Genomic DNA, 24897 nt, shown 5'->3' with positions numbered 1-24897 from the left:
CGGTTTGGCGGCCGCTTTTCGCGGCCGCCGACTGATCAGTTGACGGTCGCCGGGATCATCTTGCGAGCCTCGGCCTTGACGTCGATGGCCGGGAAGACATCCGGGTAAAGAAGATTCGCTGCCTCGCGCAGGACCATCTCGCGGGCAATCGGCCCATGCGCCTCGACCCAGTGATCGCCGACATAGTGGACCCGCCCGTTCTTGACGGCCGAGAGCTGCTGCCAGATCGGATTGTTTTCATGCGGACGATCCGGACCGTAGTCATAGACGAAAATGACTTCCGGATCCTTTTCCAGCATGGTTTCGAGGCTCATCTCCATGCCCCAATTGTCCGGGACCGACGGGGTCGGGTTCTGCCCGGCAATGTTCTCTGCGCCGAGGGCGACGAGTATCGCGGCCGTCATGTTTTCTGAACGGAAGACCCATGGCGTGTCGCCGCCCCACATCACGACGAAGCGCGGGTGCTTGTCCTTCGGCGCCTTTTCAGCGAAGGCCGCCAGATCTGCCTTGAATTGAGCGTTCAATTCCTGCCCGCGCTTGGTTTCGCCAAGAACGGTCGCGAGCTGGCCGATGGTCCGGTCGCTATCGGCAAAAAGCTCGAGGCTGTAGGCAAGGTAGGGGGCGATCTTCTGATACTGGTCGGCATTGCCTTCCGTATAGCGCCGGATCGCGACGGTTACGTCCGGCTTTGCCTCGGCAAGCAGTTCGAGATTGGGCGTCGCGCGTTGACCGATCTGTTTCACCCCATCGAGAAGGCCGCCGAGGAAATCGGGGCTTCGGCCTTCGACCATGTAGGTGGCGGCGACCGGCTTGAGGCCCAGTGCAAGCGCCACGTCCGCGGCAAAATAAGAGACGGACGCGATCCGCTTCGGCTTCGCCGGAACCGAGACGGCAACGCCGCGGTCGTCAATGACGTTGAAGGTCGCATCTTCGGCACGCGATTGACTTGCGATACATGCCGACAGCGCAAGGCTTGCGGCAAGAAACCGACCGAGAACGGCGCGATTCTCGATTTTGGCGGGGCTCGGGAACATGAACGGTCACTCCGGATGGGAATTCTTGAAATCAGTAGATTGCTCGGTCTGACGGGCCGCGCTTGCGTGACGTGCAATCGCCCCCGCGGCTCGCACGCGGCGGTCGCGGGAACAGGCGATGTCCTGTACGGGCTTCAAAGCAGGCGAGTTCCAGTTATCAGTTGCTGTCTGGCTGGAATCTGGATAGTCATGGTCAACTTATTTGCAAGCGAAAGATTTTCAGGCCGGCATGAGAATTACTCAAACGCAGCGTTTCAAATTGCCTCCGCTTTCGACCCTGCCGGCTTTCGCGAGCGCCGCGCGCACCGGCAGCCTGACGCTCACAGCCCGCGAGATGAACCTCACGCCCGGCGCAATCAGCAGACAGATCAAGTCGCTGGAGGATGCACTTGGCGTCTCGCTCTTTCATCGAAGCCACAATGCGATCTCGCTGACGGACGCGGGGCGGCAATATCTGGCGCATGTCAGCGCCGCTCTCGCGACGATCGAAAACGGTACACGTGCGCTGCAGCCTGACCGGGCAACCCTGGTCATACAGGCGCCGATAACGTTGGCGCGGCGCTGGCTCATTCCGCGTCTCGGTTCGTACCGTCAAGACAACCCGAATGTCGATCTCAGCATCCAGTCGCTGGCGCTCGGGGCGACCGGCGTGCCCGATGTCGTCATCACTTATAGGCGCGGCACGACGGAAGCCGACTTCCCGGTCGCCTTCCTGCTCGACAGGTCGATCGCCGTCTGCTCTCCCTTGCTCTCCGGTGGCTCGGGGCCGCATGTCCAGCCGCAGGATCTCCTCGATCTGCCGCTCCTGCTCGACACAGCGGATGCCTGGTCGTGGCAGCGCTGGTGCGGCGCGGCGCAGATGGCATTCAAACCGCGCGGCGGCAGCATCGCCTTCGACACCGACGAGGCGTCGATCGACGCCTGCATCTCGGGGCTCGGCATCGGCCAGGCGAGTCCCTCGCTGATCGAGCGGGAATTGCGGGAAGGTCAGTTGATCGCCTTGTGCCCGGCGATCAATCCTATCGTCGGGGCCTATGAAATTTCCATTTCGACGGGAACGCCGTCTGCACTTGCCTTCAACGACTGGCTGTCCGCCTGGAGGGAGACCGGCGGCGAACAGTGAACGGACGGCGGCCGGAGCGACCTGCCCGTCCGCCGTCAAATCTCGATGAGACGATGTGCTGGCAGGCGTCAGCCGGCGCGAACCGTCGCCTTGCCCTCCTCGACCAGACGCGTCGCCGCATCGGCGACCGAAATGCGTTCGAAGGCCAGTTCGTCGGCGATCGGGCGCAGCACCCGCTGATCGAACTCCGTCGATCCGAGCGGCGCGGGAGCCGGGTAGCTGCCCACCTGGTCCTTGAGCGCATTGATGTATTTCACCGTTTCCGCCTCAGTCGGATTGAGCGACGGCAGGATCGCCTCGCGCACTTTGGGCGACATCGGCACGCCTCGCTCGACACCGAGGATCTTGCCGGCTTCCGCGTCGTTGACGAAGAAATTGATGAACTTCGCGGCCTGTTCGCCATGCTTGGTGGTCGCGCCGATGCTCCAGATCAATGCCGGCCGGTAATAGTGCCCGGAGGGGCCGCCCTTCTCCGCGCGCGGCAGCATGCCGATGCCGAGCTTGCTCTTCATGATCAGCTGATAGCCGACCATCTGGTTCGAATAGGCCATGCCCATGGCCGAATAGCCGAGCGAAAGGCAGTTCGTATCGATCGTGTTCTGATCGAGCGTCTGGATATCGGCGCCGACGGTGCCGCCGCGCTTGCGCAGTTCCTCCCAATAGGCATACCACTCCTTCGCTTCCTCGACGCCGAAACCGAGGCCGCTCTCGGTATAGAGGCTGCTGCCGCGCTGCCTCAGCCACGCATCGAAGACATATGCGTAGCGGGCCCCGTATGGCCCGCCCCAGACGTTCTTCTTGCCGGCGGCCTTGGTCATCTCGGTCGCGATGTCGGCATATTCCTTCCAGGTGGTGTCGACTCCCGGAGGTGTAATGCCCGCTTTCGCAAAGGCGTCGGCGTCATAGAACAGTGCGAAGGAATTCAGGCCGAGCCCGACGCCCCAGAGTTTCCCATCCACAGTCGTCAGCTTCAGCACATCCTTGCCGAACGAATCCACGTCCAACGTCGATGGAATGAACGGATCAAGAGCAAGGCAGGCGCCGCGCTTGGAGTAATCGGAAATCGTGCTCGGCTCGAGCTGGAAGACGTCCGCGATAGCACGGCCGGCCATCTGGGTCGCAAGCTTCGTCCAGTATCCGTCGCCGCTCAGGCTTCTCGCCAACGATCGCTATGTCCGGATTTTTCTCCTGGAAGAGCTTGGCGACGCTCAAGGTCCGCTTCGAGCGATCGTTGGATCCCCACCACATGGCGCGGAGCTGCACGTTTTCGGCAGCGAAAGCCGAGGTCGCGCCGAGTGCAAGACCAGCGGCCGTGCCGGCCGAGCCGAGCAGGAATGTACGTCGATTGAGTAGCATGCCGTTCCTCCTGTCGTTGTCTGCCTCGCGCTCTCCTCCAGCGCCAGGCGAAGCCATTCTGCGAAAGCTTATGCAAGAAAATTGATTTTGCAAGATTTTGTTCGCGACTTGCAAATTTGCACAAATTGCGCGATCTTTGCGCCATGACAGACATTTCTTCCAAACGACTGCGGCAGGCCGACATCGCTACTCGGGCCGGCGTCTCCGTTTCCACCGTCTCGCGTGTCCTTGCGAACGAGCCGGGCATCAGCGACGACGTCCGCCGGCAGATCCTCCAGGTCGCCTCCGAGATCGGCTATCCTATCAAAGCCCCGCCAGCGACAAGCCCCGGCGCCTTGGCCCTGATCGCAAGCCATGGCGTGACGGGCGGCCTCAGTGTCTTTTACGAGGGGATTGTCGAGGGTCTGCGGTCCGAGGCAGCCAAGTTGGGCATGCCTTTCGATATCCGCCTTGCCAGAGAGGCGAAGGCGACACCTGAAGCGGTCCGGGAACACCTGGGATCCGTCGAAGCGGAAGGGCTCTTCCTGGTCGGGATCGACCCCGCTGACGCACTTTGCAAATGGCTCGAGGAAAGTCGCACGCCGGTCATCCTGGTCAATGGCACCGACCCGCAAATGCGTTTCGACGGCATCTCGCCCGCAAACTTCCACGGCGCCTATGCGGCGACCCGGCGATTGCTTGAGGCAGGCCATCGCCGCATCCTTCACCTGACCGGATCGCATCGGCATACGATCCGTGAACGTGTTCGCGGCTTCGAGGCGGCAATCGCTTCGGCGGACGGCGGCGAAGGGCGCGTCATCCGCCTGCCCTTCGAGGGCAATTCCAGCGTCGAGGCGCATGCGGCGACGCTCGCCGCCCTTGCCGAGGACGGCGGCTTCACGGCTGCGTTCTGCATGAACGACTTTCTCGCCGTCGGCGTGCTCGAAGCGGTCACCGAGCTCGGCCGGCGCGTTCCCGAGGATTTCGCCATCGTCGGCTTCGACGATCTGCCCTGCGCCGAAATGGCAAATCCACGGCTCGCGACGATGCGTGTCAACCGCGTGGCCCTCGGCCGCGACGCGATCAGTATGATGCACTTCCGTCTCCATCATCGCGATAGGCCCGCCCGGCACGTGTCGCACGCGGTGTTCCCCGTCGCCGGCGGAAGCTTGGAGGCGAGACGGCACCCATGACCTATGATCCCGCCAGTTCCAACCCGCTCGTCGGCAATCCGCTGGAAACACGCAGCGACATGCAGCACGCCCTGCTGGGCCTCTTCGATCCGCTGTTGCCGTATTTTTCAAAAGGGAACGCGCGCGTCCGCCTCGATGCCGCCGCCGCCCACTTCGACCGGGCCGCAGCCGATCTCGAGGGCTTCGCGCGGCCGCTTTGGGGGCTTGCACCGTTTGCCGCCGCCGGCGGCGATTTCCCCCATTGGCGCCGCTATGTCGAGGGCATCGCAAACGGCACCGACCCGAACCATCCGGAGTTCTGGGGCAATGTCGGCAACCGCGATCAGCGCATGGTCGAACTCGCCGCCCTCGGCTTCACCCTTGCCCTGATCCCGGAGAAACTGTGGGACCCGCTAAGCGGCCGGGCAAGAGACAACCTCGTCACCTATCTGCTCCGGGCGCGAGAGTTCGATTATGCCGAAAACAATTGGAAGTTCTTCCGTATCCTCGTCGACATCGCACTCGATCGGCTCGGTATCGACTACGACCGCAGCCTGACCGATGCCTATCTCTCGGAACTCGACGGATTTTACATAGCGGACGGATGGTATCGGGACGGCAATGTGCGGCGTGTCGACCATTACATCCCGTTTGCGATGCACTTCTACGGCCTCATCTATTCGCGCCTCGTCGAGGATGACTATGCCAGGCGCTATCGCGAGCGTGCGCTGGCCTTTGCCCAGGATTTTCGCCACTGGTTCGCCGAGGACGGAGCGACCGTCCCCTTCGGCCGCAGCCTCACCTATCGCTTCGCCTGCGCCAGCTTCTGGTCGGCGCTCGCCTTTGCCGATCTCGAGGCGCTGCCCTGGGGCGAGATCAAGGGCCTTTGCCTTCGCCACCTCAGATGGTGGGCGGACAAACCGATCACCCATCGGGACGGCGTGCTGTCGGTCGGTTACGGCTATCCGAACCTGTTGATGTCGGAAAACTACAATTCAGCGGGCTCTCCCTACTGGGCGTTCAAGGCCTTCCTGCCGCTCGCTGTTTCCAAGAACCATCCGTTCTGGACTTCCCAGGAAACGGCCCCGAGCCCGTCGCCCGACCCGGTGGCGCTCCCCCATCCTGGCATGGTGATGATGCCCGCCAAGGGCGACGTCGTGGCGCTTTCCTCCGGGCAGGAGAACCGGCAAATGCGGTTCGGCTCGGAAAAATACGCGAAATTCGCCTACTCGACGCGTTACGGCTTCAGCGTCGAGAGCGACGAGCGGGCCTTCAGCGGAGGCTCCTTCGATTCGATGCTGGCCTTCAGCGACGACGGCATTCACTACCGTGTGCGCGAGGCGAACGAGGAAGCACGGCTTGCCGGTAACGTGCTCTTTGCGAGGTGGTCGCCCTGGCCGGACGTCTCCGTCGAGACCTGGCTGCTGCCGGCCACGCCCTGGCATGTCCGGGTGCACAGGATCACGACGCCGCGGCCGCTTGAAACTGCCGAGGGCGGCTTTGCCATTGCCAGACGGGACTTCGAAGCCGATACACTTTCCGCACAGGCGGGTTGGGCCTATGCCATCGGCAAAGAGGACTTCAGCGGAATCCACGACCTCGGCTCGACAGTCACGCGCCAAGGTCTGGCACAGAAGGCGGCGCCCAATACCAATCTCATCGCCGCAAAGACCCTGGTGCCGCAATTGCGCGGCACGATCCCCGCCGGTGAGACTATTCTCCGCTGCGCCGTGCTGGCCGTTCGCGACATCTCGGCCGTGTCGGGCGATTGGGAAGGTCCGCCCGCTGTCCCCGAGATCGCCGAACTGCGCACCGTCGCCGAAGAGGGCGTAAGGGTCAGCGCCATGCAAGCTCCGGGACGCATGTCATGACCCTCCCGGCGATTGCCTTCGCGATGCAGCCCGAAAGGACGGAACACGTACTCACACCGGAACTTTTCGCACGCATAGACCGTCTCGCTCGCATACTCGATCGGCAACCCATGACCGTTTTCGGCGACGGCCGGGGAAGCCGCTTGCTCGCCGAAGCGGAGATCCTGGTGACCGGCTGGGGCGCCCCGAGCTTCGATGCGAACGCCCTTCGATCGGCCCCTCGCCTTCGGCTCATCGTCCATGCGGCAGGAACGGTCAAGGACCTGATCGATTTGTCCGTGTTCGATGCAGGAATCACCGTCAGCCATGCGGCCGAAGCCAACGCCGTGCCGGTCGCGGAGTTCACGCTGGCGGCAATCATTTTTTCGGGCAAGCACGTTTTTCGCTTCCGCGACCTTTATGCCGCCGACAGAGGGCGTCAGCGCATCCAGCTGCTGCAGGGGCAGGCTATTGGAAACTACCGCCGCACCATCGGCATCGTTGGCGCCTCGCGGATCGGAAGGCGGGTGATCGACCTGCTTCGCCCCTTCGATTATCGGGTGCTGCTCTACGATCCCGTGGTCGGGGAAGAAAGCGCTTCGGCTATCGGTGTCGAAAAAGCCGATCTCGAGACGCTGATGGCGCATTCGGATATAGTCTCGCTGCATGCGCCTTCTCTGCCCGAGACCCAGCACATGATCGACGGGCGGCGGCTGTCCCTGATGAAGAACGGTGCGACACTGATCAATACGGCGCGGGGTGCGCTCGTGGACGAGGCCGCACTGATAGACCGGCTGAAGACGGGCGCAATCAATGCCGTCATCGACGTGACGGATCCCGAGGTGCCGGAAGGAACGTCGCCTTTCTATGATTTGCCGAACGTCTTCCTAACGCCGCACATTGCCGGCGCCATCGGACTTGAGAGGACGCGACTCGGCGAAATGGCCGTCGACGAAATCGAGCGCTTTCTGGAAGGCCGGCAGCTGCTGTTCGAAGTCCGCAAGCACGACCTGGAGCGCATGGCATGAGCGATTTCGAACCGGGGCTCTGCACCGTCACCTTCAGGAGCTTGCCTCCGGAAAAAATCGTCGGCTTAGCCCGGAGCGCCGGTCTTGCGGCGATCGAATGGGCAGGCGACGCTCATATTGCTCCGGGCGACACGTCCAACGCCCGGATCGTCGGGCTCCTCAGCGCAAGGGCCGAACTGACGACATCCTACGGATCCTATGTCGCGCCACCGACTGACGACCTCATCGAATTCAGGCGTGCGCTCGAGAGCGCGATTGCACTCGGTGCCTCGAATATCCGCATCTGGCCAGGCACCCGCCGGCGCGATTCAAAGGACTACAGCGCAGGCGAAAGACGTGATGCCGCAAAGGCGATCCGCGACATGGGCGCCGAAGCCGCGCGCCACCGCGTGACCGTCTCGCTGGAATATCACCCGCAATCGCTGACGGACACGACCGACTCGGCAAGCCGCCTGATCGACGCGATCGCCCACGACAATGTTTATCTCTATTGGCAGCCGCGGCCCGGGCTGGAGCTCGGCGAGGCGCTCGCAGAGGTCGCCCGCATCGGTCAGCATGTATCTCATGTCCACGTCTTCGCCTGGGATCGAAATCGCAACCGTTTTCCCCTGGCATCGGCATCCGACTATTGGCGAAGCGTCCTCACGGCCCTCCCCGCATCGCGCTGGACCGGGCGACGCTTTGCAATGCTGGAATTCGTCGCCAATGACGATCCCGCCGCCTTCATCGAGGACGCCGCGACGCTCAAGCAAATTCTCCTCGAGTGACATCCACGACGGCCCCGATCCTCCCCACGCGAGACGCCGGGAGGGACTGGCGCGGGCGCTCAAATCCGCCTATATAGATGAACGGCTGGGGTCGTAGCTCAGTTGGGAGAGCGCCGCAATCGCACTGCGGAGGTCGAGGGTTCGACTCCCTTCGACTCCACCAAACGACCTTTGTCCGACCCGGAGACATAGGTAACAGAACATCGCTAAGACATCAGCGACATCTCTGTAGCGGGCCGATCCGACGTGGCTCGTCACCCTCGGACGACCACCACTTCAGACTGTATTCGCAGCAGACCCATTGCGAACGCGAATTCCGTTAAGAAGCGAGCGACCCGAAGTCAGAGGGAGCGGTGTTTTCCACCCGATGTGCCGTCTTCCCGCCTTGCCCCTCGCTTGCCAAAGAGCCTGATTTGAGAGAGACTTAGCACCTGGCATCATTGCATATCGGCAACTCCCGCAAGTGGGGACTACCATGCCTCTCAAATCTCTGATCGCCGCCGCCTTAATCGCTCTTCTCACACTTTCAGGATGCGCCACGACAGGCGCTACGGGCAACACGACCTACACCCAGTGGTACGGCCCCTACCCTGAACCCGACTTCGACGTTCTTAGCCCCGGCGGGCTGCGCCTCGCCTACTAGGACGGCTTGTCAAGACGATGCACAGCGTCGTCAAAGGTGAGCAAACGCTCGCCTTTGTGTGACGCTTGCCGCACGCAAGTCTTCACCACCATCGATACCCACAAACCGTCCGTGCCGCCCTGATAGCGGACGCGCCTCGACGCATGAGTTCACGGAATATTAAGTGCTTGCGGAACACATATGGAACGGATAGTTTCTGTTCTTGATTTGTTTCGCGAATCTGGAGTGACGCGCATGCTGACCCGCAAGCAACAGGAATTGCTTCTGTTCATTCATGAACGGATGAAGGAATCCGGGGTCCCGCCCTCCTTCGACGAGATGAAAGATGCGCTCGATCTTGCGTCGAAATCGGGCATCCACCGGCTGATCACTGCGCTGGAAGAACGCGGTTTCATTCGCCGGCTACCCAATCGGGCCCGAGCGCTCGAGGTCATCAAGCTGCCGGAAGCCTATTCGAGCCCAGCCCAGCCGCGGCGCGGCTTCTCGCCGAGCGTCATCGAGGGCAGCCTCGGCAAGCCCCCGGCACCGAAGCCGGCGCCAACGCCGCCGGTCGAGAGCGCGTCCATGACAGTGCCGGTCATGGGCCGGATCGCCGCCGGCGTGCCGATTTCGGCCATTCAGAACAATACGCACGAGATTTCCGTGCCGGTCGAGATGATCGGCAGCGGCGAGCACTACGCCCTCGAAATCAAGGGCGATTCGATGATCGAGGCGGGCATTCTCGATGGCGACACGGTGATCATCCGCAACGCCAGCACCGCCAGCCCGGGCGACATCGTCGTCGCCCTGATCGACGACGAGGAGGCAACCTTGAAGCGATTCCGCCGCAAGGGCGCATCGATCGCACTGGAAGCGGCGAATCCGGCTTACGAAACGCGCATCTTCGGACCCGACCGCGTGAAAATTCAGGGCAAACTCGTCGGTCTGATCCGGCGCTATCACTAGGCCGATTTGGGTTCCTGTGCCGATCCTGTGTGCGGTCGTTTCGCGCGGTCGCGACGACAGAACTGTTCTCTTTGCCTTCCGTGATCTCGCTTACTGCGGCCGGCGTTTATTGGTCTCGGCGTCCGCCATGCCACCGGCAAGAAGCGCTCTCGTATTCCGGCCTGTTCAAAGCTGTTTGTGGGCGTCTTTTTTGAACGTCTCCCTCTTGCGCTCCACATGGATTCGTTTTAAACGCCCGCCATCGCTCGATTTTACGAGCACGAGAGGCCTCGTGGCGGAGTGGTGACGCAGAGGACTGCAAATCCTTGTACCCCGGTTCAATTCCGGGCGAGGCCTCCATTACACATCTAATTGCCGATTCTACGTCACGAGATCAGGTGCTCGATCCGGTGCCACGCCCTTGGCTGGTAGCAATCTGCTCCAGGGTTTTCCCACAGCTCAGGTCGATGTTTATAGCCCGTCGATCGGCGACCCAAAGTTGAATCGAGGCATTTTTCGCCTGCCGAGCCATATAAGCTTGGCGCGAACCTGCCCCGGAGCTTTAGCTGTTGAGGCGATTAGACCGGTACGCTCGACAAGACCGCCGCCAAGAGCGCCGGATGCGGCGAGGCAGTTGACAAGCGCAGATAGCGGCCGGTCGGCTTTGAATGCCGCATCAGTGCGGCGTGGACAGATTGTTCTCCGTCTATCGCGGCTGGATGCTCCAATATTCTCGCCAGCTTCGTCAGCAGCTTCGAACGCATCCGTCTGAGCTTGATGTCGTTCGCACGGCGACAGAGAGCGAAAATGCGTAAGAAACTCTTCTCTCCCGTCCCATCGACGCAGATGAGTTCATCGTAACCGCGGCGATCGGTAACGACGAAATTGCCGGGATTTACATCCATCATGACGATGTGCAGGCGGCGAAACCGTTCGAAGATTTCGTCGATCATCGTGAGATGCCTGGCGGTGAGCTGCCCCGAAAACGCCAACTGAGCGAGGGTGGGCGCGAGCTTCCCATCGCGTCTGGTTATTTTTTCCACCACGAGCCCCAGGCCGTACTCGGTCTGGGCGAAGCCGAATATCTTCGGTATCGGCAGTTCGATGGCGTCCGCGAGGGAGAACTTTCTCGCCTGCTCAAGGAATTCGTCGACTTCACGCCGAAACGTTCGATAGGCCCCGAAACGTTTGAATTGGTTGAGGAATGCAAACGCCCTCTTTGACTGGCGTGTGCCGCTTGCTTCTCTGGATCCCAGCTTCAGAACCTTGATGAGAACACTCGGATGGAGACGATTCTCGAAAATGCTGCGCTGATGTCCGGCAGCGCATTCACGCCAGTCGGAAAGTTCGATCCTGTCGTCGAACATTTTCTGAACCCCGGATTGTGACAGTTTTGTAACAAAACTGTGTCTGGGGGAAAAGTTCAAGAGCGGCGTGCTTGGCGGCGCTATCTCTACCGTACATAGTATGCGGTAGTTGCAGTCTTGCCACTGTGACAGGGAGCGACGGGTGAAAGCAACCTTCCGGCCGTCCTCCCAGTGGGAGGAACTGCAGGCCTGTGCCCGGCCTACTTCCCGGAGTTCTCAGTGCCGCGCCGACGCGCCCACCAGACGGCGAGCTTCCGGCGGGCGCGGCGCACTGCAGGGATGTCATGCGACAATACGAGCAGGCCGAGCGGGACCATCCAGAAACCGAGAACCGGCAGAAAACCGAGCAGGCCACAGACGACGAGCAGCGACCCGATCAAGATGCGCAGGGCCGGCGAGTCGGGCAGCCGAATTCGCCAGTTGCCGAGCACGATTTGACGTGTTTGCGGATCGATGCCGAAATATCTCTTCTTGCCGCCGTTCGCCATTATGCCTCTTTAATCCAACTCCCCAACAGTTGGTGCCTTCTCCACAGGGTGACAACCGCGGCCCAAGATTTTTTTTGAAAAATCGCTTGGCAAATCGGAAAAGCATTTGTATTAGCAGCCTCACTTCTGCGGCGCAGATGATCCCTGGTAGCTCAGCGGTAGAGCACTCGACTGTTAATCGATAGGTCGCCGGTTCGAATCCGGCCCGGGGAGCCAGTTTCAAAGCCCTGCACCTCACGGTGCGGGGCTTTTTTCTTGCAGTGTTTTCAATGGCTTACACGATCATGTAAACGCATAAAGGCCCGAATGGCTCGCTGCCTGCTTGCAATTTTGGGTACATTTTGGCTACATTTTGGACTACAGGGCAGCGGAGACACCGGCAGCAATGAGGTCCGTCGACTTATCGCGATATGTGGTGAAGCACCCCGCAAGCGGTATCTATCGCTATTATCGCCGCGTCCCGACCGAGGTTGCCCACCTCGACAAGCGCGTCCACATCAAGCAGTCACTGAAGACGAAGAGCCTGAAAGAGGCGCTAGAGAAGGCGCAGGCAGTTCACGATGCCGCCGAGACATTCTGGCGAGCACTGCTCGTCGGCAATGACAACGAAGCCGCTTTCGCCCGATACGAATCCGCCGTGAAGGTCGCGCAGTCAATGGGATTTACCTACAGACCGGTCGAGGAGGTCGCCGCCCTGCCCCTCGACGAGCTCGAGCGGCGCCTGGCCGTCATCTCAGAGAACATGGACAAATCGCAGATAGTCGTCGACTCGATCGCCGGCACGATCGAGGAGCCGTCACCCCGCCTGAGCAACATCTGGTCTCTCTATGAGCGGCACAATGCCGCAGGCCTGACCGGCATGTCGAAGAACCAGATGCGCAAGCACAAGGTCTCGCGCGAGCGCGCCATCCGCTACGCGATCGACGTGATGGGCGACCTCGAACTCTCCGCTATCACCCGGGCAGACGTGTTGAAGTTTCGGGAGTGGTGGACGAGCAAGGTCATCAGCGAGGGCCTGACCGCCGATACCGCCAACCGCTCCTTCAGCGACATCATGGGAATGCTCACGCCGATCGATAACGCTCTCCACACCCACTATCACACCGCCTGGGAGAAGGCGCGGATCAAGGAAACGAACGCGACGAAGGGCGGCAGCCGACCGCCGTTCCCGCTCCAGTGGATCAGCGACAAGATCCTGACACCAGGCGCGATGGACATGCTCGACGAGGATGCGCGCCTGATCGTCTATGCGATGGTCGAAACCGGCGCGCGGCTCGGCGAGATCTGCAATCTCCGGCCGCAGGACATTCGCCTCGGCGACCAGGTGCCGCACATCGAAATTGCCGAACGCACCGATCGGCGGCAGAAAACCGAGCATTCGATCCGCCGCGTGCCGCTGGTGGGCGTGTCGCTATGGGCGATGCGCCAGCGGCCGCAGGGTTTCGAGAAGTACCAGGACAAGTCCGATTCGGCCTCGGCGCTGATCAACAAGGTGATGCGCAACAACGGCCTCATGCCCTCCGACGATCACACCGTCTATTCGCTGCGGCACAGCTTCCAGGACCGCATCGAGAACGCCGGCTGCTCCGATCGCATGCAGGCCGACCTGATGGGGCACGAGTTCGGCCGGCCGCGCTATGGCGACGGCGCCGAGATGAAGCGCCGGCAGAAGTTCCTCGAGGGGATCATGTTCGCCTGGCCGCAGCTGGCCGCGGCGTGAAGCAGCAAAACAAGAAAGCCGCCCGGATGCGACTCCGAGCGGCTTTTCATTCTCCGCCAAGTCGCCAACTTGGCGACTTGTTCGCGCTGTCGATCGCGCCCTCACCTCACCAGCAACAGAAGCCGCTTGATCGCATCAGCGAAGGTCACCCCGACCGCCGCCCCGCCGATACCGATCACAGTCAGAGCGCCGATGCCCATCATCTTCCAACGCTGCACATCGTCGGTGACCGGCTTCATTTCGGCAATGTCGCCCTGCATCGCCGACGTCGAGCCTTCGAGCGTTCCGACCCGCTCGACCATCTCGTCGAGGCGACGATGGATCGACGCGCGGCTGGCATCCGATTTGTCTTCAGACCTCCGGAAATCTTCCCGAAGGTTCTTCACTTCCGCTATCAGCGTGCCGAGCTGCTGATGAACGCTCGCATCGATCATTCCCGCCCTTCCCCGTGTCTAGAGCATTCCCCCTTCGTCCAGACCGCCGCGGCGCAGATGCCGACGACGGTCCGGTCTATTTTCCGCTGATCCGCCGGCGTCGCCCCGCGTGCGCCGATGAGGTCAGTTCCGACGACGCGGCGCAGCCCTGAGACACTTGCCGGCGCCGAAGTCCCACACGCCGCCCCCATCGAGGCAACGGTCATAATCGCTGCGGCGAGCGTCCGATTGAGAAGCCGCTTCATTGTTCTGCCTTTCGATCGCTTGCTTGACGGATTCGGCGCCATCCTCCCGGATCTGGAGAACGGCCCAGGCGACGGCGGCAAGCACGAGCAAGCCACCGATGATCTTCGGCCAGAGGGTCAACATGGATCGCCGCCTCCGTCGAAGTCGGGAAGGTCAACGGTCTGGCCAGCGAGGGCGTGCGTGCAATCGCCGAGGAACTGGATACGCCCGTCGGTGACGAAGGAATGGCAGACGGCCGGCGGCGCCCCATCCTTGCCCGCGTCAGCGCCGTTGTAGGTGACGAGGACGGAGGGAGTGAACGTGGGTGCATCCGGATTGCCGTTGTAGCCCCAGCGCGGCCCGGGCCCTTCGCCAACACCCACCTGGTGAGCCCCATCGCATCCGGGGCACCAGAACATGATGCGCCCACCTTCGACGCTTCGCAGTTTCCCTGAGAGCGCAGCCGCCATCACTTCAGCCCCAGCGCATTGCGCACGGCCGGCATGGAGCTGATCGCATAGATCGCGAAGCCGACGATGGTGACGAGAATGGCGATCTGCACCCGCCAGTCGAGCGCCACCAGGTTCAGTTCCTTCAGCGCTGTGATGATCGTCCCGCCGGCCGTCAGCAACCACGTCCAGAACCGGCCGGATTTGCGCACCGGCTTCGGTTTGGGCTTTGGCACGGGCAAAGGCACCGGCGCGGCTTCAGGCTCTTCCTCGACCTCGTGCGGCCGCCGCGCCGCCTCCAGCACCTGCCGCAGCACCGCCTCGACCTTCTGCGGCTTCACGAGTGCCTTGTTCACCCCGTCGCCGACGTAATAGGACTGGCCGCGCTTGATCTGCCGGGTCGCCCCTTGCGTATCCGCCAGCACCGGAAACGAGGCCCATTCCTTCGCCAGGTTCTCGGCGAATTCGACGAGGCTGATCTGGCCGGTGATGAATTTCGGATAACCACGCCGCACGAGGAGCTTGTAAGCAAGCCGGTCCTGCAGATCGGCCGTGAACAGCACTGCCCCGTTGATCTCGCTCAGGTTCGCCCTCGCGAGATCCTGCAGTGTCGCCTTCATGAACTGGTAGGCACCGGCCGCACTGGAGCCGAACCGCTTCGACCAGCTCTTCTGCGCGTCGACGATCTCGCCATAGGTCATCGTTGTGAGCGGCTGCGGCAGCTTGTCCTGATTGTGACCGTAGATCACGTCGTAGGATGCGCGATCTTTCCGCCCGACTTCCGTTTCACGGATGAAGTCAAGCAGGATCGCCGCGCCGGGGGGCACGGTTTTGTCCATGATTGTTTCCTTTGTTGATTGGGAGGAGGTCTCTGCCCTATAGGCAATAAAAAACCCGCCGAAGCGGGTCTTTAATCGTCTTGCGATTGGCGCAATTTACCCGGCCTCAGCCAGATCTTCAAAGCCAACGGCTTCCCGATTGCCCACAAACTCCAGCAGTGCTCGGTTGAGAGAGGCAACGAGGGACTTCTTATCCCCACGAATATCGCCTTCGATGTGGATCATGCTGTTATGCCAGATGTCGACCAGGCTGCCTTCACTGATCTTTCGGCCATCCAATTCGACCGTATTCGACAGCAGCCAGGTCGGCACACCGCACGCGCCGGAAAGTTCGGCCACGGTCGTCGCTGGCGCGACAACGAGATCGAGTTCGGACATCAGCGCAGCCACACCATCGATATCGTCGAATTGATCAAGGTCGGAGAAGTTGACCAGCTTTCCTGGGAACCTCTTTTCGACCCATGCGAGCTCTTCGCTGCACTCGTCGTACTGCAGATTGACGAACTGCACGCCCTCGATTTCGAAGATCGGGGCAAGCTCCTCGATCGTTAGATAGTGCAGGTTTCGCGAGAAAGTCGAAACGCTGCTGCGCCAGTTGATGCCGACGAGCACACAGTCCTGAGGCAACCGACGCCTGAAGCCGTCGGCCCTGACCGCGTTCACGGTCAGATACTTCTCGCCGTGGAAATCCGGATAGTCGCGACGGTATTTCGCCAAAAGGTCGACCGTCATGATTGCGCGGTCGCTTTTCAGCAGATGCTCGTGTCCGACATTATCGAGGATGTAGCGTAGATCGTATGCAGGAAGCTGCGAGTACCGGCTGATGTCTCGCAAAACCCCATGCCTGAGCACGCGCGCAACCGGCACGAAATCCAGATCGGGGAATGATCTTTCCATGATCGATTGCAGTCGTGGATCGCAGGCGATCGAGAAGCGGCCAAAGTGTGGGTCTTTGGCGATATCCGAATAGATTTGCGCTGCCCGGATTTCATCGCCTGGTCCGAATACGCTCAGGAAGAACACATCATCGGCACTGAAATCGTCCTCTACAATTTCGGGGTCGGTGTAATGTTCGGGGTAGTTCTTGCGGACATCCCTGTGGGGCGAAACATCGCGCTGCGACAGAAGAGCCTCGTGAATCCTTCTCGCCCCGTTGAAGATCTTCCTAAGAGACATTTCGCCAACGTCGAGTTTCCGCTCCTTGGCGGCCTCGATCAGCTCTTCGCCCCAGGCGAGATCGCCGGATATAACCGCGACCCTCATCGCTTCGCGGTAGGCATTCACGTGCTCGTATCTCGCTATTGCGCGGATGCAGATCTCCCGTGCCTCTTCGAATTCGTCCTGATACGAGTAGGCCTGGCTCAACGCCACGAGCAGAGACAGACTCTCACCCTTCGTTTCGATTAGCTCGAGGAGAATAGGAAGCGCCTTTTCTGGACGCTCAAGAGTGATCCAGGCCTTCGCCTTTTCCAGCGTTACATCGTTATCCAGAGACATGATCGAGAAGAATATCTTCTCGAAATTGTGGACGCCGCACTGCTCCTCCAGCCGCTCCGCCAGCATCATCGTGTTCCCAAGGCTTTCGGGTGAAGCGACAGCCGACCCCATTGCAGCCCACAGAAACTTCTCACGATCAAACGGCTCCACGAACCGGATGTCTTCTGCGATTCGTGCCAGGTTCCTTCCCTTATTCCTGGGAGCGCCGGCCTTGAAGTCGAACTCGGCGAGTAGCACGGAAGACGAGAACTCGAACTTCAAGTTCGTTGCTCCGACCAACAGCTGAATGGCCTCTTCATGATACTTGTTGCTGCTGATCAAGAGCTGATAGCACCCGTCAATGACTTCATTCAGCCTGCGAGTGCGGAAAGCGAACTGCAGGAGGGTCAGCAGGGCGGACGCTTCGCCATCGCTCATCCGGTGCGATTTCGGCTGTCCATCGTCCCCAGTCTCCGCCGCCCGGCTTAGGGATAAGCTGTGCTTTAGAAGGTCGTACGCTTCCTCATCCACCTCATTTTCTTCGAGATGCCATGAGAAGTGCTGCAGCAACTTGTCGCTAGATTTTCTCGCCCACTCCATATTGAGAATGAACGAGAACACTTCGCTCGGCACCACCACGCGGACCTTGCGCAGGAATTCGGATATCTCGTCCCAGTTGGACAACAGGCCGAGCACGCGGCAGATGAACGCCACCTGGTATACTCTCGCCGAGTTGTCGGCGAGGATGACGTGAAGATTCAGATTCCGCACCACCACAAGGATGTCGCGCGCGGTCAATTTCGGCAACACTTCGTGGCTTAGAGCCATCGGCCAGTCGTCCGACTTGGCTACTTTCCGCAGAAGATCTTCCCTGTCCTTCTGTCCCTTCGGAATCGTCAGTGGCGGCCGGCGCAACTGACGTTCCCCGATGATTTTCATGCACGCCGCTGTCAGCCCCTCGTCACCATCTGGGCTGGCGAGATATTTCGCGTAGAGAAGATATGTGCCGGCAAAGAGTTGCAGGGAGCTCAGCTTGGCGCGTCGACGCCGATAAGCCGCCCCTCCTCTCCGCTCCGAGCACTGGTCGTCGGTGACGCCCCATCCGGCATAGAAAGGAAGCCCGACTGTGGTCACCGGGATGTCGCGCATAACGGCTTCCATCCCGACCAGCGAGGAAATCGTGTACACGCGCTTCACAGACTTCAGCAGATCGAGGAGACCTACCGTCGGCGGCACGATAGTCGCCATTTTGGCGATGACGCCACGACGCTCTTTGTATAGATGCGGCTTATTATAAACATCAGGATGAGGGCGATAAATGATATCGCATCCCGGGTTTTCGCTTCTCGCCAGCGCCACCAGGGATTCCGAGGTCCAACGATCAGGGTTGCCATACACGATTGAAGCGTCGCCCGGCACTTGGCCGATAACAAGCACAACCTCTCTGCGCCGGATCGAGAGAAACTCCTCGGCAGCCCCGCGCAAGCCGTTGTACTTGGTCAGGTTGGTTTCAAGGATGAAATCGAGATGCTTCCTTGCCCGCCCCAGGAACTCCGGATCATGAAGTCGCGGATCAGAATTAAGGATATCTTCCAGCTCGGATGGCTCGCGCGGGTTGAAATAAAGACCCTTGTTGTCCACCACCAGCGAATAGGGAGTCGAATGGTTCGCGCCGAGCTCGACCGATCGCACAAAGCCGTCTTCCATCCGGTAGACGTTGTATCCGAGCCTTTTGGCTAGGCGCGTCAACCATAGGCTTGCATCGTTATAGCCCCAGATCATCAGATCTCGCGACAATTCTCGGCTACTCCAGAGCAACCTGGCCGCGCTGATGGGGTCCATCTTTCTCGGTAGGAAAGCAGTGCGGTAGCCAGACACGTAGTCGCTAACGAAACCGAACTTCCAGTGATTGAAGCCCATCATCAGCATGATTGGAAGACCATCAGCGCCCTGGCTGACGTGCCAGTTTTTTCCGACAAACTTGGTTTGCCTCAGGATGTTCTCTTCAGCGAACACCTCGTCATGAGGAACGACACGGTATGGGTAGGCCAATCCCCGCTTTTTCGGCGCTGCCTTCTTCTTGGAGTGGCTTCCCGCCAGTTTGGAAAGGCCCTTGGCAAGGGCAACGACTTGTGAAAAAGCCTTCGGCACTTCGACCCCGATCGCTTCCAGTTTCCGGAGTGGCGGGTTAAACCAAGGATACCCATTAATGTCAAATGCAAGATACAGGCGTGCACCGCTGACAACCACCGCGAGAACTGCGCCGGTCAGATATATGCGCGAACACGCCCCTATAGAGACGGCTGACGGAGATGAAGAGAGCGCGATCGATACTCTCGACAGCTACCTTAACCACATCCGATGGGAAGAGGCCGCCGACGGCCGCGAGCCCCCACTGCTGCCGCCTATAGAAGAGGCAGAGAAAGAGCTTCTGCCTCCCAGTTTTTCTATGGGCGAGTATCAGAACACGCCGTTCGACCCAGATGAAGGCGACGACAGCCTTGAAGAAGAGCACCTCGATGCTCTGAGGGAATCCGACGCGATGGATAGTTTTATATGCTCGCGCCTGGGGGATTAACTTGCCTTAGGCGGCAATCGTGCCGATCGACTTCCACGTTCCCGGTGCGCCAGACGTGACGCAAATCCAGCCGAGCCCAGCGCTTGCCGCCGCGCTTTCGTTGAAAATGATATCGCCCCTTGTCCAAGTGCCGGATGTCGGGATAGCCGTGCCGTAGCCGATGACGCGCTGGCCGATCGCCGCCGTCTTGGCGATCGACGTGCCGCTGATGCGGGCGGCGAGCGTAGATGCAAAATAGTTGCTCGCAAGGTCCGCCCACATCTGCGTGCCTGTCGGGAGGAAATAGTTGATCGCCGAAGTTACTGCCCGGTAGAACTTGTTGCCTTTGAGCACTGCACCTTCAGAGTTTCCGAACAGGTAGACGTTGTGATAGCACAGCGTCGTGCCGGCAAGATTGTCCTCGAAAGAACAATCGCTAATGACTGTCCCGACGCAGGTGTCAATCTGGCGAATGTTGTTCCCGGAAGTGTCGTTTACCTGATTGCATTCTTCAAAGATGCATTCATGGGCGCGCAGGTTGCGGGTTCCGCGTGCATAGATGTCATGCAGCCCGTTGCGGTAGAAATGCCCGCTGACATCGATATCCTCAGAGAAACCGCTATTCGTGTTGACGATGTGCAAGCCGTAATAAAAGCCCTCGGTATAGCCGCGCAGCCTGAACCGCTTCATCGCCTTGCGCACCGTCGCCGCCGCGCCGCTGGCCGCTGAGACAGTGCTTGTGTAGATCGGCACAACGATCGCCGAGGCCGACGTTATCGCCGCCTCTTTGGCGATGACGTATCCCCCGCCTACAGCGATCGGCGACCCGGCAACAATGTCGAACGGAAGCGATCCCAGCGTGACCGTGCTCGCGCCGACAGAGAGCGCCGCGCCGAGCGTTGTAGCGCCCGCCTCTGCCGTGAGCCTACCGCCAACGGCCGAAGTGTTATAGTCGGTGCGCAAGCATACGTCGTAGCTGTCCACTTCGACATCGACCGATCCTACGACTTCCCAGGCCATCGGCACCTTGGACTTGCCGCGCAGTTTGACGCGCATGCACGCCTGAATGAACACGCCGGGCGTATAGATCGTGTCTGCCGCGCCGGAACCGTGGCCGATGTCGTACCCGTCGATAGTCAGGTTCGCGAGCAATCGCGCGTCAATGGCGCGAGCGCTTGCACTGAGTGCGCCGCGCTTGATCGTGACGTTCTCCAGGCGGATCGACATCGGATAGTTGATGCCGAGCCAATACGAGCCGGATCGAGTGCCTGAAGCCCCCGACATGAGAACGCCGACTGTTTCGTAGTTCTGAATGTCCACGTTTCGAATGTCGATGTTCTGCATCACGCGGCCGACGCTTTCGCCCTGGGCGACGCTGCCGCCCACATCGCCGGGGGCGATCGTCAGCGGCGTGCGGATGCCATCGGCCGAGAGGCCGTCAACGATGATGTCGTGCGTCGCCGACAGGTAGAGCGTACCCAGCGCCGCGTCAGGTTGCGGGCTGTGCATGCGGATATTGCGGAACGTCAGCCGGCGCGGGTGCCAGGACGCTGTGACCGTGGAAGTGTCTGGCGTACCCTCATCGAACGCGCCGCCCCAATGCACCATGATGCCGTAGGAAACCCACCCGGTGATCGTGATGTTCTCGAACGTGCTATCGCAGACGTTGCCGTAAATGCCGGAAATGCTGCGCCGACCCACGCCTCCATCGATGCCGATCAGGTTAACATTGCGCACCGTGACATTGCGCGTCAGTTCTCCGGTCGGATTGTAATATCTTCCGACTACAAACGCATTGTTGAATTCGCCCGATGCAGCGCTAGCCGTTACGCCGCGGCTGATCGTCAGATTTTCGAGAGACGCATTCGACTTGAGGTCAAACCCGCGCTCTGTGCCGCCGTCGTTTGTGAGGTGAATGACGGGATCGCCAATGCCGACGAAACGGCAATTCGTCGGTATCGTGCCGTTGACCCTGTAGCCGCCGACTGTCTTCGGAATAACAACAAGGTGGTTTGTTGCGCCGGCCGCAATGAATGCGGCGGTGTCGTCGGTTGTCCCGTCGCCGACCGCGCCGTACCACTGGACGTTCACAGGGCCATCGTACTGGCGCACCCACGCTCCAGCAGTCGACGCGACGGCGTCAGCCTTGGCGTAGATTCCCTCTTGCGTGTCCGCAGTGATCTGCGCAGAGAAATCTCCGGGGGTCCACTTGAACAAGCCCCCGCGACCCGCCTCACCCAGGAAGGCGAGCGTCGTGACGGCGGTGTTGAGTGCCTTCAGCGCCGTCCGCGTCGCAACGTTCTTGATGTTGACGCTCGCAGCCGCAGCTTCTGCAGCAGTCTTTGCGGCCTCGCAAGCAGCAAGAACAGCGGAGCTCGCCTGATCGCTCACTAGGCGGAACGTCGACCCCGAAACAATGCCCATAACGATCATGCCGGCGGTTAGGCCGCCAACGACAACGTCATTGCCGCTGTTCGTCTTGATCGTGAGCGCGGAGCCGCCGTTGAAGCTGACCGTTACCGGGCTTGCGGTGTTGGCTTCGAAAATGTTCATCCAAACAAGTGCGGACGAACTAACCGGAATGCTTGTGGTGGCGACAATCGCGTTGGCTGTACCGGCACCTGCGTCCGATGCGATGATGAACGAGAACGGCAGATCAGCGACGCGATTCCACGAGCCGGTGCCCTCGACGCCAATTTTCTGATAGATGCCGTTGTTCGCTACCACCGGGTCGCCAATGACCCACGCCATAGTCGCAACCGGGCGGTTAAGCTGGGCATCAAGGCTGGCGCGAAGCGTGTAAACCAGTCCGCCATTCGAGGTGAAGGCGTTGATGATCGTCTCGTATCCGGTCAGTAGCTTGCGAATTTCCGCCTTCTTCGGCTTGCTCGCTCCGGAGGAAGGAACGCCATCAGTCACAAAATCGCGGTAAACCAGTTCTGCCGTGTCGGCCATGAAACTCCCCATGCGAAGGCGCTCCGGCAATCGCCAGAGGCAGGATTCAAAAGTGATTGAGGATCAGTCGGTCAGGTGACCACGGCGGAGCCGGTGGCGACTTCTGTCGCCGGCACGCCGGATGCGTTGATGGCTACGATGAAGCCGTAATAGCTGCCGGCCGAGAGACCGGTCACCGTGCGGGCGTCGTTGGCGGCCGCCGCGCCGTATTCGGTGGCGACGAGCGTTGCACCGACAAAGCTGTTCGATGTGTTGAGGTAGAGCCTCGAGGCGAAGTAGTTGGCGCTGTTCGGCGCTGTCCAGTCAAACTCCACCTGCCCCACGCCACCGGTCAGGGATGCACCGGTCACCGAGCCTGGCGCGACCGGATCGGCCGTCGCGGTGCGGATCTCGTAAGCCGTCCAGTCGGAGCTTGCCCCGTTCGACCAGGCGCGCAGGCGGAACTTGTATTCCACGCCATCAGAGAGATAGCCGGAGCGCACCTCCGTTTCGCCGGTCTTCGACATCGCCGATCGCGCCGGTTCGATCTCCGATGTCGGCTGCCACTCAAGTTCGTATAGCAGCGCATCCGACATGAAATCCCACGACGCTTGACCGAAGGCTGCCGTCTGCCCGCCGGTGATCACTTCCGTGTCAATCGCCACGTCGAAGTTGACCGGCGATGGAACGCCGCCTGGAGGCAATGGAGTGACGCTCGCGCCTGGCTCGCCCTCTTCCGTCGCCGCGTTGAAGGCGTAGAGATCGCTCGGAACGACGATGCCGGAGAACTCGACCGTGAGATTGCGCAGCGAGAGCTTCGGCGTCGAGGTGATTTCGACGATCACTTCCGTCAGCCGCGGCGGCAGGTGCACGCGCACGAAGCGTCGATAGGGCACGTTCTTCGCCGCCTGGTAATCCGCGACGATGGTCACGCGCGGCGCGTTCTTGCGGATGTATTTCAGCTTCTGCAGCCGGGCTACGTGGTTGTGGCTCTGGATTGCCTGGTTATCCACCGTTGCCGTCCGCTCGGTATCCTCACCTACATAGGGATCGCCATAGATCGCCGCGTCGACCGTGTTGTAGCGGTTCGCAGGGTCCGTCCAGCGTCCGCGCACGGCCAGTACGGTCGAGGAGCGCCGCTGGTTCGTATCGTGCGCCACTCGCTTGATGTCGGCAGCGGTGAGCCGGATATCAGGCTCGACGAACTCGCCGCCATGCACGCCGATTAGCCCATCCGGCCGCTCGAAGATGACGAGCTCGGCCGCCTCATCCATCAATCGCCCCACCTGCACGGGATCATTCTCGGCCCGAAACCAGAATCCGCCGTAATAACGCTTCTCTGTCCCGCCATCGCGGTTCGTGACGTTCTCGCCGCAGACATTCGCGGCGTTGCTCCAGTCGGGCAAGTACATGTCGGAGAGGCCGAGCTTGCCGCCTACCGGATGGCACAGGTGCCAGAGCCGCATCAACGCGAGGTTCCTCGAAAACGAGGTGTTGCCGTTTCTCGGATCGTAAAGAAGCATCCCGTCGCCTACTGCCGAGTGCTGCGGCATCTGGTTCGGAAAAACCTTCAGGTAGTTTTCCGAGCTGACCGTCGCGGCCGACATGCGCACCGAGGCGAGCCCGTCGCCGCGATGATTGTTCGTCCAGATGCCGGCGAAAGCCGTCACCACGTCGGCATAGGCCGTCTCGGCATTGAGACCGAGCCGCGAGAGGATCTGTACCTTGTTGCCGAAATGCGCCGGCGCGGTCGTAAAGCCGCTGCCATCGAGCGTCACCGCTTCGTCGTGCAAGTAGTGCTGCACATAGCCTTCGATGCGATGGCAGGCCCAGACGAGAATGTGATAGGCCGTGCCATTCTTCTCTCCGAGAAACACATAGTCGCTCGCCTTCTTCGCCCGACCGAGCACGAATGAAAGCGAAGGCACCGGCTGTTTCAGGTTATAGCTGCCGTCTTCCGGCTTCGGCACGGCCGGCTTTGAGACGAACAGCCCCTGCAGCGCCTGCGCACCGAAAGCGAGGCCTGCATAGGCAAGCGCATAGGTGCCAAGGTAAAGCAGGTTCGCGGCAAGAGTCGTCGTCGCGATCGACGAGACGATGATCGCCGTCAGCTCGATAACGCCAGGCATGAATTCCTCAGATGACCCAGATTGCGAGAGGCGCCGCAGCCATGAAGCCGACGCCGTTCTTGAACCGCACGTTCCAACGCTTGCCGTCGTGGATGGCGCCGAACTGCCTATAAATGTTGCCGGCGCTTCCGATCACGCCGAACGCGCCACATGCCGGCCGCTGCACGTTCTTTCCGCCGATCACGGCGACACAGGAGCCCACCAGCGCCGATACGCTCCCTGCCCGCTCTATGATGGCGCGGAAGCCATCTTCGCTGTCGTAGGTGCCGCGCAGATGCTGTGCCGGGTCGCTATGTCCAAGCCAGATTGCCCAGGCGGCGAGGAAAAGGCAGCAATCCACTTCCCCCGGCCGCCATGATTTTTCGCGGTAGGCGCCGATGAACTCGGCAAGCGTGCGTTCCAT

General features: G+C 60.9%; 21 protein-coding genes, 3 tRNA genes and 1 pseudogene. 12 read left to right on the top strand and 13 right to left on the bottom strand.

The genetic code is table 11. The features are described 5' to 3' along the window. Positions 1-35: 35 nt before the first annotated feature. Complete coding sequence (locus tag SS05631_RS07440; protein WP_050988304.1) at positions 36-1034, bottom strand: ABC transporter substrate-binding protein; 999 nt, start codon at positions 1032-1034, stop codon at positions 36-38. A 229-nt stretch (positions 1035-1263) separates the two neighbouring features. Between SS05631_RS07440 and SS05631_RS07435 the strand changes: the two genes are divergently transcribed. After that, a complete protein-coding gene (locus SS05631_RS07435; protein ID WP_037422042.1) occupies positions 1264-2157 on the top strand; it encodes a LysR substrate-binding domain-containing protein in 894 nt (297 codons plus the stop codon). A gap of 68 nt (positions 2158-2225) precedes the next feature. Here the strand turns inward: SS05631_RS07435 and SS05631_RS07430 are convergent. Further along, a pseudogene (locus tag SS05631_RS07430) lies at positions 2226-3513 on the bottom strand (ABC transporter substrate-binding protein). Positions 3514-3656: 143 nt separating this feature from the next. Here SS05631_RS07430 and SS05631_RS07425 point away from each other — a divergent pair. The 8 genes from SS05631_RS07425 (at position 3657) to SS05631_RS07390 (ending at position 10236) form a co-directional block, all read left to right on the top strand. Beyond that, complete coding sequence (locus SS05631_RS07425) at positions 3657-4685, top strand: LacI family DNA-binding transcriptional regulator (RefSeq protein WP_037422036.1); 1029 nt, start codon at positions 3657-3659, stop codon at positions 4683-4685. Further along, complete coding sequence (locus SS05631_RS07420; RefSeq protein WP_037422032.1) at positions 4682-6535, top strand: DUF2264 domain-containing protein; 1854 nt, start codon at positions 4682-4684, stop codon at positions 6533-6535. The genes SS05631_RS07425 and SS05631_RS07420 overlap by 4 nt, the downstream gene beginning before the upstream one ends. Further along, the gene (locus SS05631_RS07415) at positions 6532-7542 is read left to right on the top strand and encodes a hydroxyacid dehydrogenase (protein ID WP_037422029.1); all 1011 of its coding nucleotides are present in this window, start codon (positions 6532-6534) and stop codon (positions 7540-7542) included. The genes SS05631_RS07420 and SS05631_RS07415 overlap by 4 nt, the downstream gene beginning before the upstream one ends. Then, complete coding sequence (locus tag SS05631_RS07410) at positions 7539-8309, top strand: sugar phosphate isomerase/epimerase (RefSeq protein ID WP_037422027.1); 771 nt, start codon at positions 7539-7541, stop codon at positions 8307-8309. Before SS05631_RS07415 ends, SS05631_RS07410 begins: the two co-directional genes overlap by 4 nt. A gap of 87 nt (positions 8310-8396) precedes the next feature. Then, positions 8397-8472: transfer RNA gene (locus tag SS05631_RS07405), tRNA-Ala, on the top strand. 312 nt (positions 8473-8784) lie between these two features. After that, a complete protein-coding gene (locus SS05631_RS31345) occupies positions 8785-8952 on the top strand; it encodes a hypothetical protein (RefSeq protein WP_086022770.1) in 168 nt (55 codons plus the stop codon). 234 nt (positions 8953-9186) lie between these two features. Continuing rightward, positions 9187-9897 (top strand): transcriptional repressor LexA, encoded by a 711-nt coding sequence (gene lexA, locus SS05631_RS07395; protein ID WP_037422267.1) that lies wholly within the window; start codon positions 9187-9189, stop codon positions 9895-9897. A gap of 265 nt (positions 9898-10162) precedes the next feature. Continuing rightward, positions 10163-10236: transfer RNA gene (locus SS05631_RS07390), tRNA-Cys, on the top strand. 218 nt (positions 10237-10454) lie between these two features. Here SS05631_RS07390 and SS05631_RS07385 read toward each other — a convergent pair. Both SS05631_RS07385 and SS05631_RS07380 read right to left on the bottom strand, forming a co-directional pair. Continuing rightward, positions 10455-11243 (bottom strand): YrbL family protein, encoded by a 789-nt coding sequence (locus SS05631_RS07385; protein WP_037422025.1) that lies wholly within the window; start codon positions 11241-11243, stop codon positions 10455-10457. 200 nt (positions 11244-11443) lie between these two features. Then, positions 11444-11731 (bottom strand): hypothetical protein, encoded by a 288-nt coding sequence (locus tag SS05631_RS07380; protein WP_037422022.1) that lies wholly within the window; start codon positions 11729-11731, stop codon positions 11444-11446. A 141-nt stretch (positions 11732-11872) separates the two neighbouring features. Here SS05631_RS07380 and SS05631_RS07375 point away from each other — a divergent pair. Together SS05631_RS07375 and SS05631_RS07370 are read left to right on the top strand one after the other, a co-directional pair. After that, positions 11873-11947 (top strand) — tRNA-Asn (locus tag SS05631_RS07375). Between the two features lie 169 nt (positions 11948-12116). Further along, positions 12117-13451: a DUF6538 domain-containing protein gene (locus SS05631_RS07370; protein ID WP_037422020.1), complete on the top strand. Its 1335-nt coding sequence runs from the start codon at positions 12117-12119 to the stop codon at positions 13449-13451. A 101-nt stretch (positions 13452-13552) separates the two neighbouring features. Here the strand turns inward: SS05631_RS07370 and SS05631_RS07365 are convergent, their stop codons facing one another. The 6 genes from SS05631_RS07365 to SS05631_RS07340 all read right to left on the bottom strand — a co-directional run bounded on the left by SS05631_RS07365 (position 13553) and on the right by SS05631_RS07340 (position 19025). Then, entirely contained in the window at positions 13553-13885 is a 333-nt protein-coding gene (locus SS05631_RS07365; RefSeq protein ID WP_037422017.1) for a DUF1515 family protein, read from the bottom strand. Beyond that, a complete protein-coding gene (locus SS05631_RS31800; protein ID WP_086022769.1) occupies positions 13882-14091 on the bottom strand; it encodes a hypothetical protein in 210 nt (69 codons plus the stop codon). The genes SS05631_RS07365 and SS05631_RS31800 overlap by 4 nt, the downstream gene beginning before the upstream one ends. Next, the gene (locus tag SS05631_RS07355; protein ID WP_086022768.1) at positions 14009-14254 is read right to left on the bottom strand and encodes a hypothetical protein; all 246 of its coding nucleotides are present in this window, start codon (positions 14252-14254) and stop codon (positions 14009-14011) included. The genes SS05631_RS31800 and SS05631_RS07355 overlap by 83 nt, the downstream gene beginning before the upstream one ends. Continuing rightward, positions 14248-14580, bottom strand: coding sequence for a DUF6527 family protein (locus SS05631_RS07350; protein ID WP_037422010.1), 333 nt, complete (start codon positions 14578-14580; stop codon positions 14248-14250). Before SS05631_RS07350 ends, SS05631_RS07355 begins: the two co-directional genes overlap by 7 nt. Further along, positions 14580-15398 (bottom strand): membrane protein, encoded by an 819-nt coding sequence (locus tag SS05631_RS07345; protein WP_037422008.1) that lies wholly within the window; start codon positions 15396-15398, stop codon positions 14580-14582. Before SS05631_RS07345 ends, SS05631_RS07350 begins: the two co-directional genes overlap by 1 nt. Positions 15399-15494: 96 nt before the next feature. Next, positions 15495-19025 (bottom strand): beta-3-deoxy-D-manno-oct-2-ulosonic acid transferase, encoded by a 3531-nt coding sequence (locus tag SS05631_RS07340; protein WP_050988303.1) that lies wholly within the window; start codon positions 19023-19025, stop codon positions 15495-15497. A gap of 58 nt (positions 19026-19083) precedes the next feature. Between SS05631_RS07340 and SS05631_RS07335 the strand changes: the two genes are divergently transcribed. Beyond that, the gene (locus SS05631_RS07335) at positions 19084-19452 is read left to right on the top strand and encodes a hypothetical protein (protein WP_157213185.1); all 369 of its coding nucleotides are present in this window, start codon (positions 19084-19086) and stop codon (positions 19450-19452) included. Between the two features lie 6 nt (positions 19453-19458). On the opposite strand, the gene SS05631_RS31340 is transcribed toward SS05631_RS07335, so the two are convergent. From SS05631_RS31340 to SS05631_RS07320, 3 genes are all read right to left on the bottom strand, one after another. Continuing rightward, positions 19459-22386 carry a hypothetical protein gene (locus tag SS05631_RS31340; RefSeq protein ID WP_162109139.1) on the bottom strand — a complete coding sequence of 976 codons (2928 nt, stop codon included), beginning with the start codon at positions 22384-22386 and terminating at the stop codon, positions 19459-19461. 71 nt (positions 22387-22457) lie between these two features. Continuing rightward, entirely contained in the window at positions 22458-24494 is a 2037-nt protein-coding gene (locus SS05631_RS07325; protein ID WP_037422002.1) for a hypothetical protein, read from the bottom strand. Between the two features lie 7 nt (positions 24495-24501). Beyond that, positions 24502-24897, bottom strand: a complete 396-nt coding sequence (locus SS05631_RS07320; protein WP_162109137.1) for a hypothetical protein — start codon at positions 24895-24897, stop codon at positions 24502-24504.

The organism is Sinorhizobium sp. CCBAU 05631 (genome assembly GCF_002288505.1).
Lineage (GTDB): Bacteria > Pseudomonadota > Alphaproteobacteria > Rhizobiales > Rhizobiaceae > Sinorhizobium > Sinorhizobium fredii_C.
This window is presented reverse-complemented; position numbering and strand designations above follow the sequence as displayed.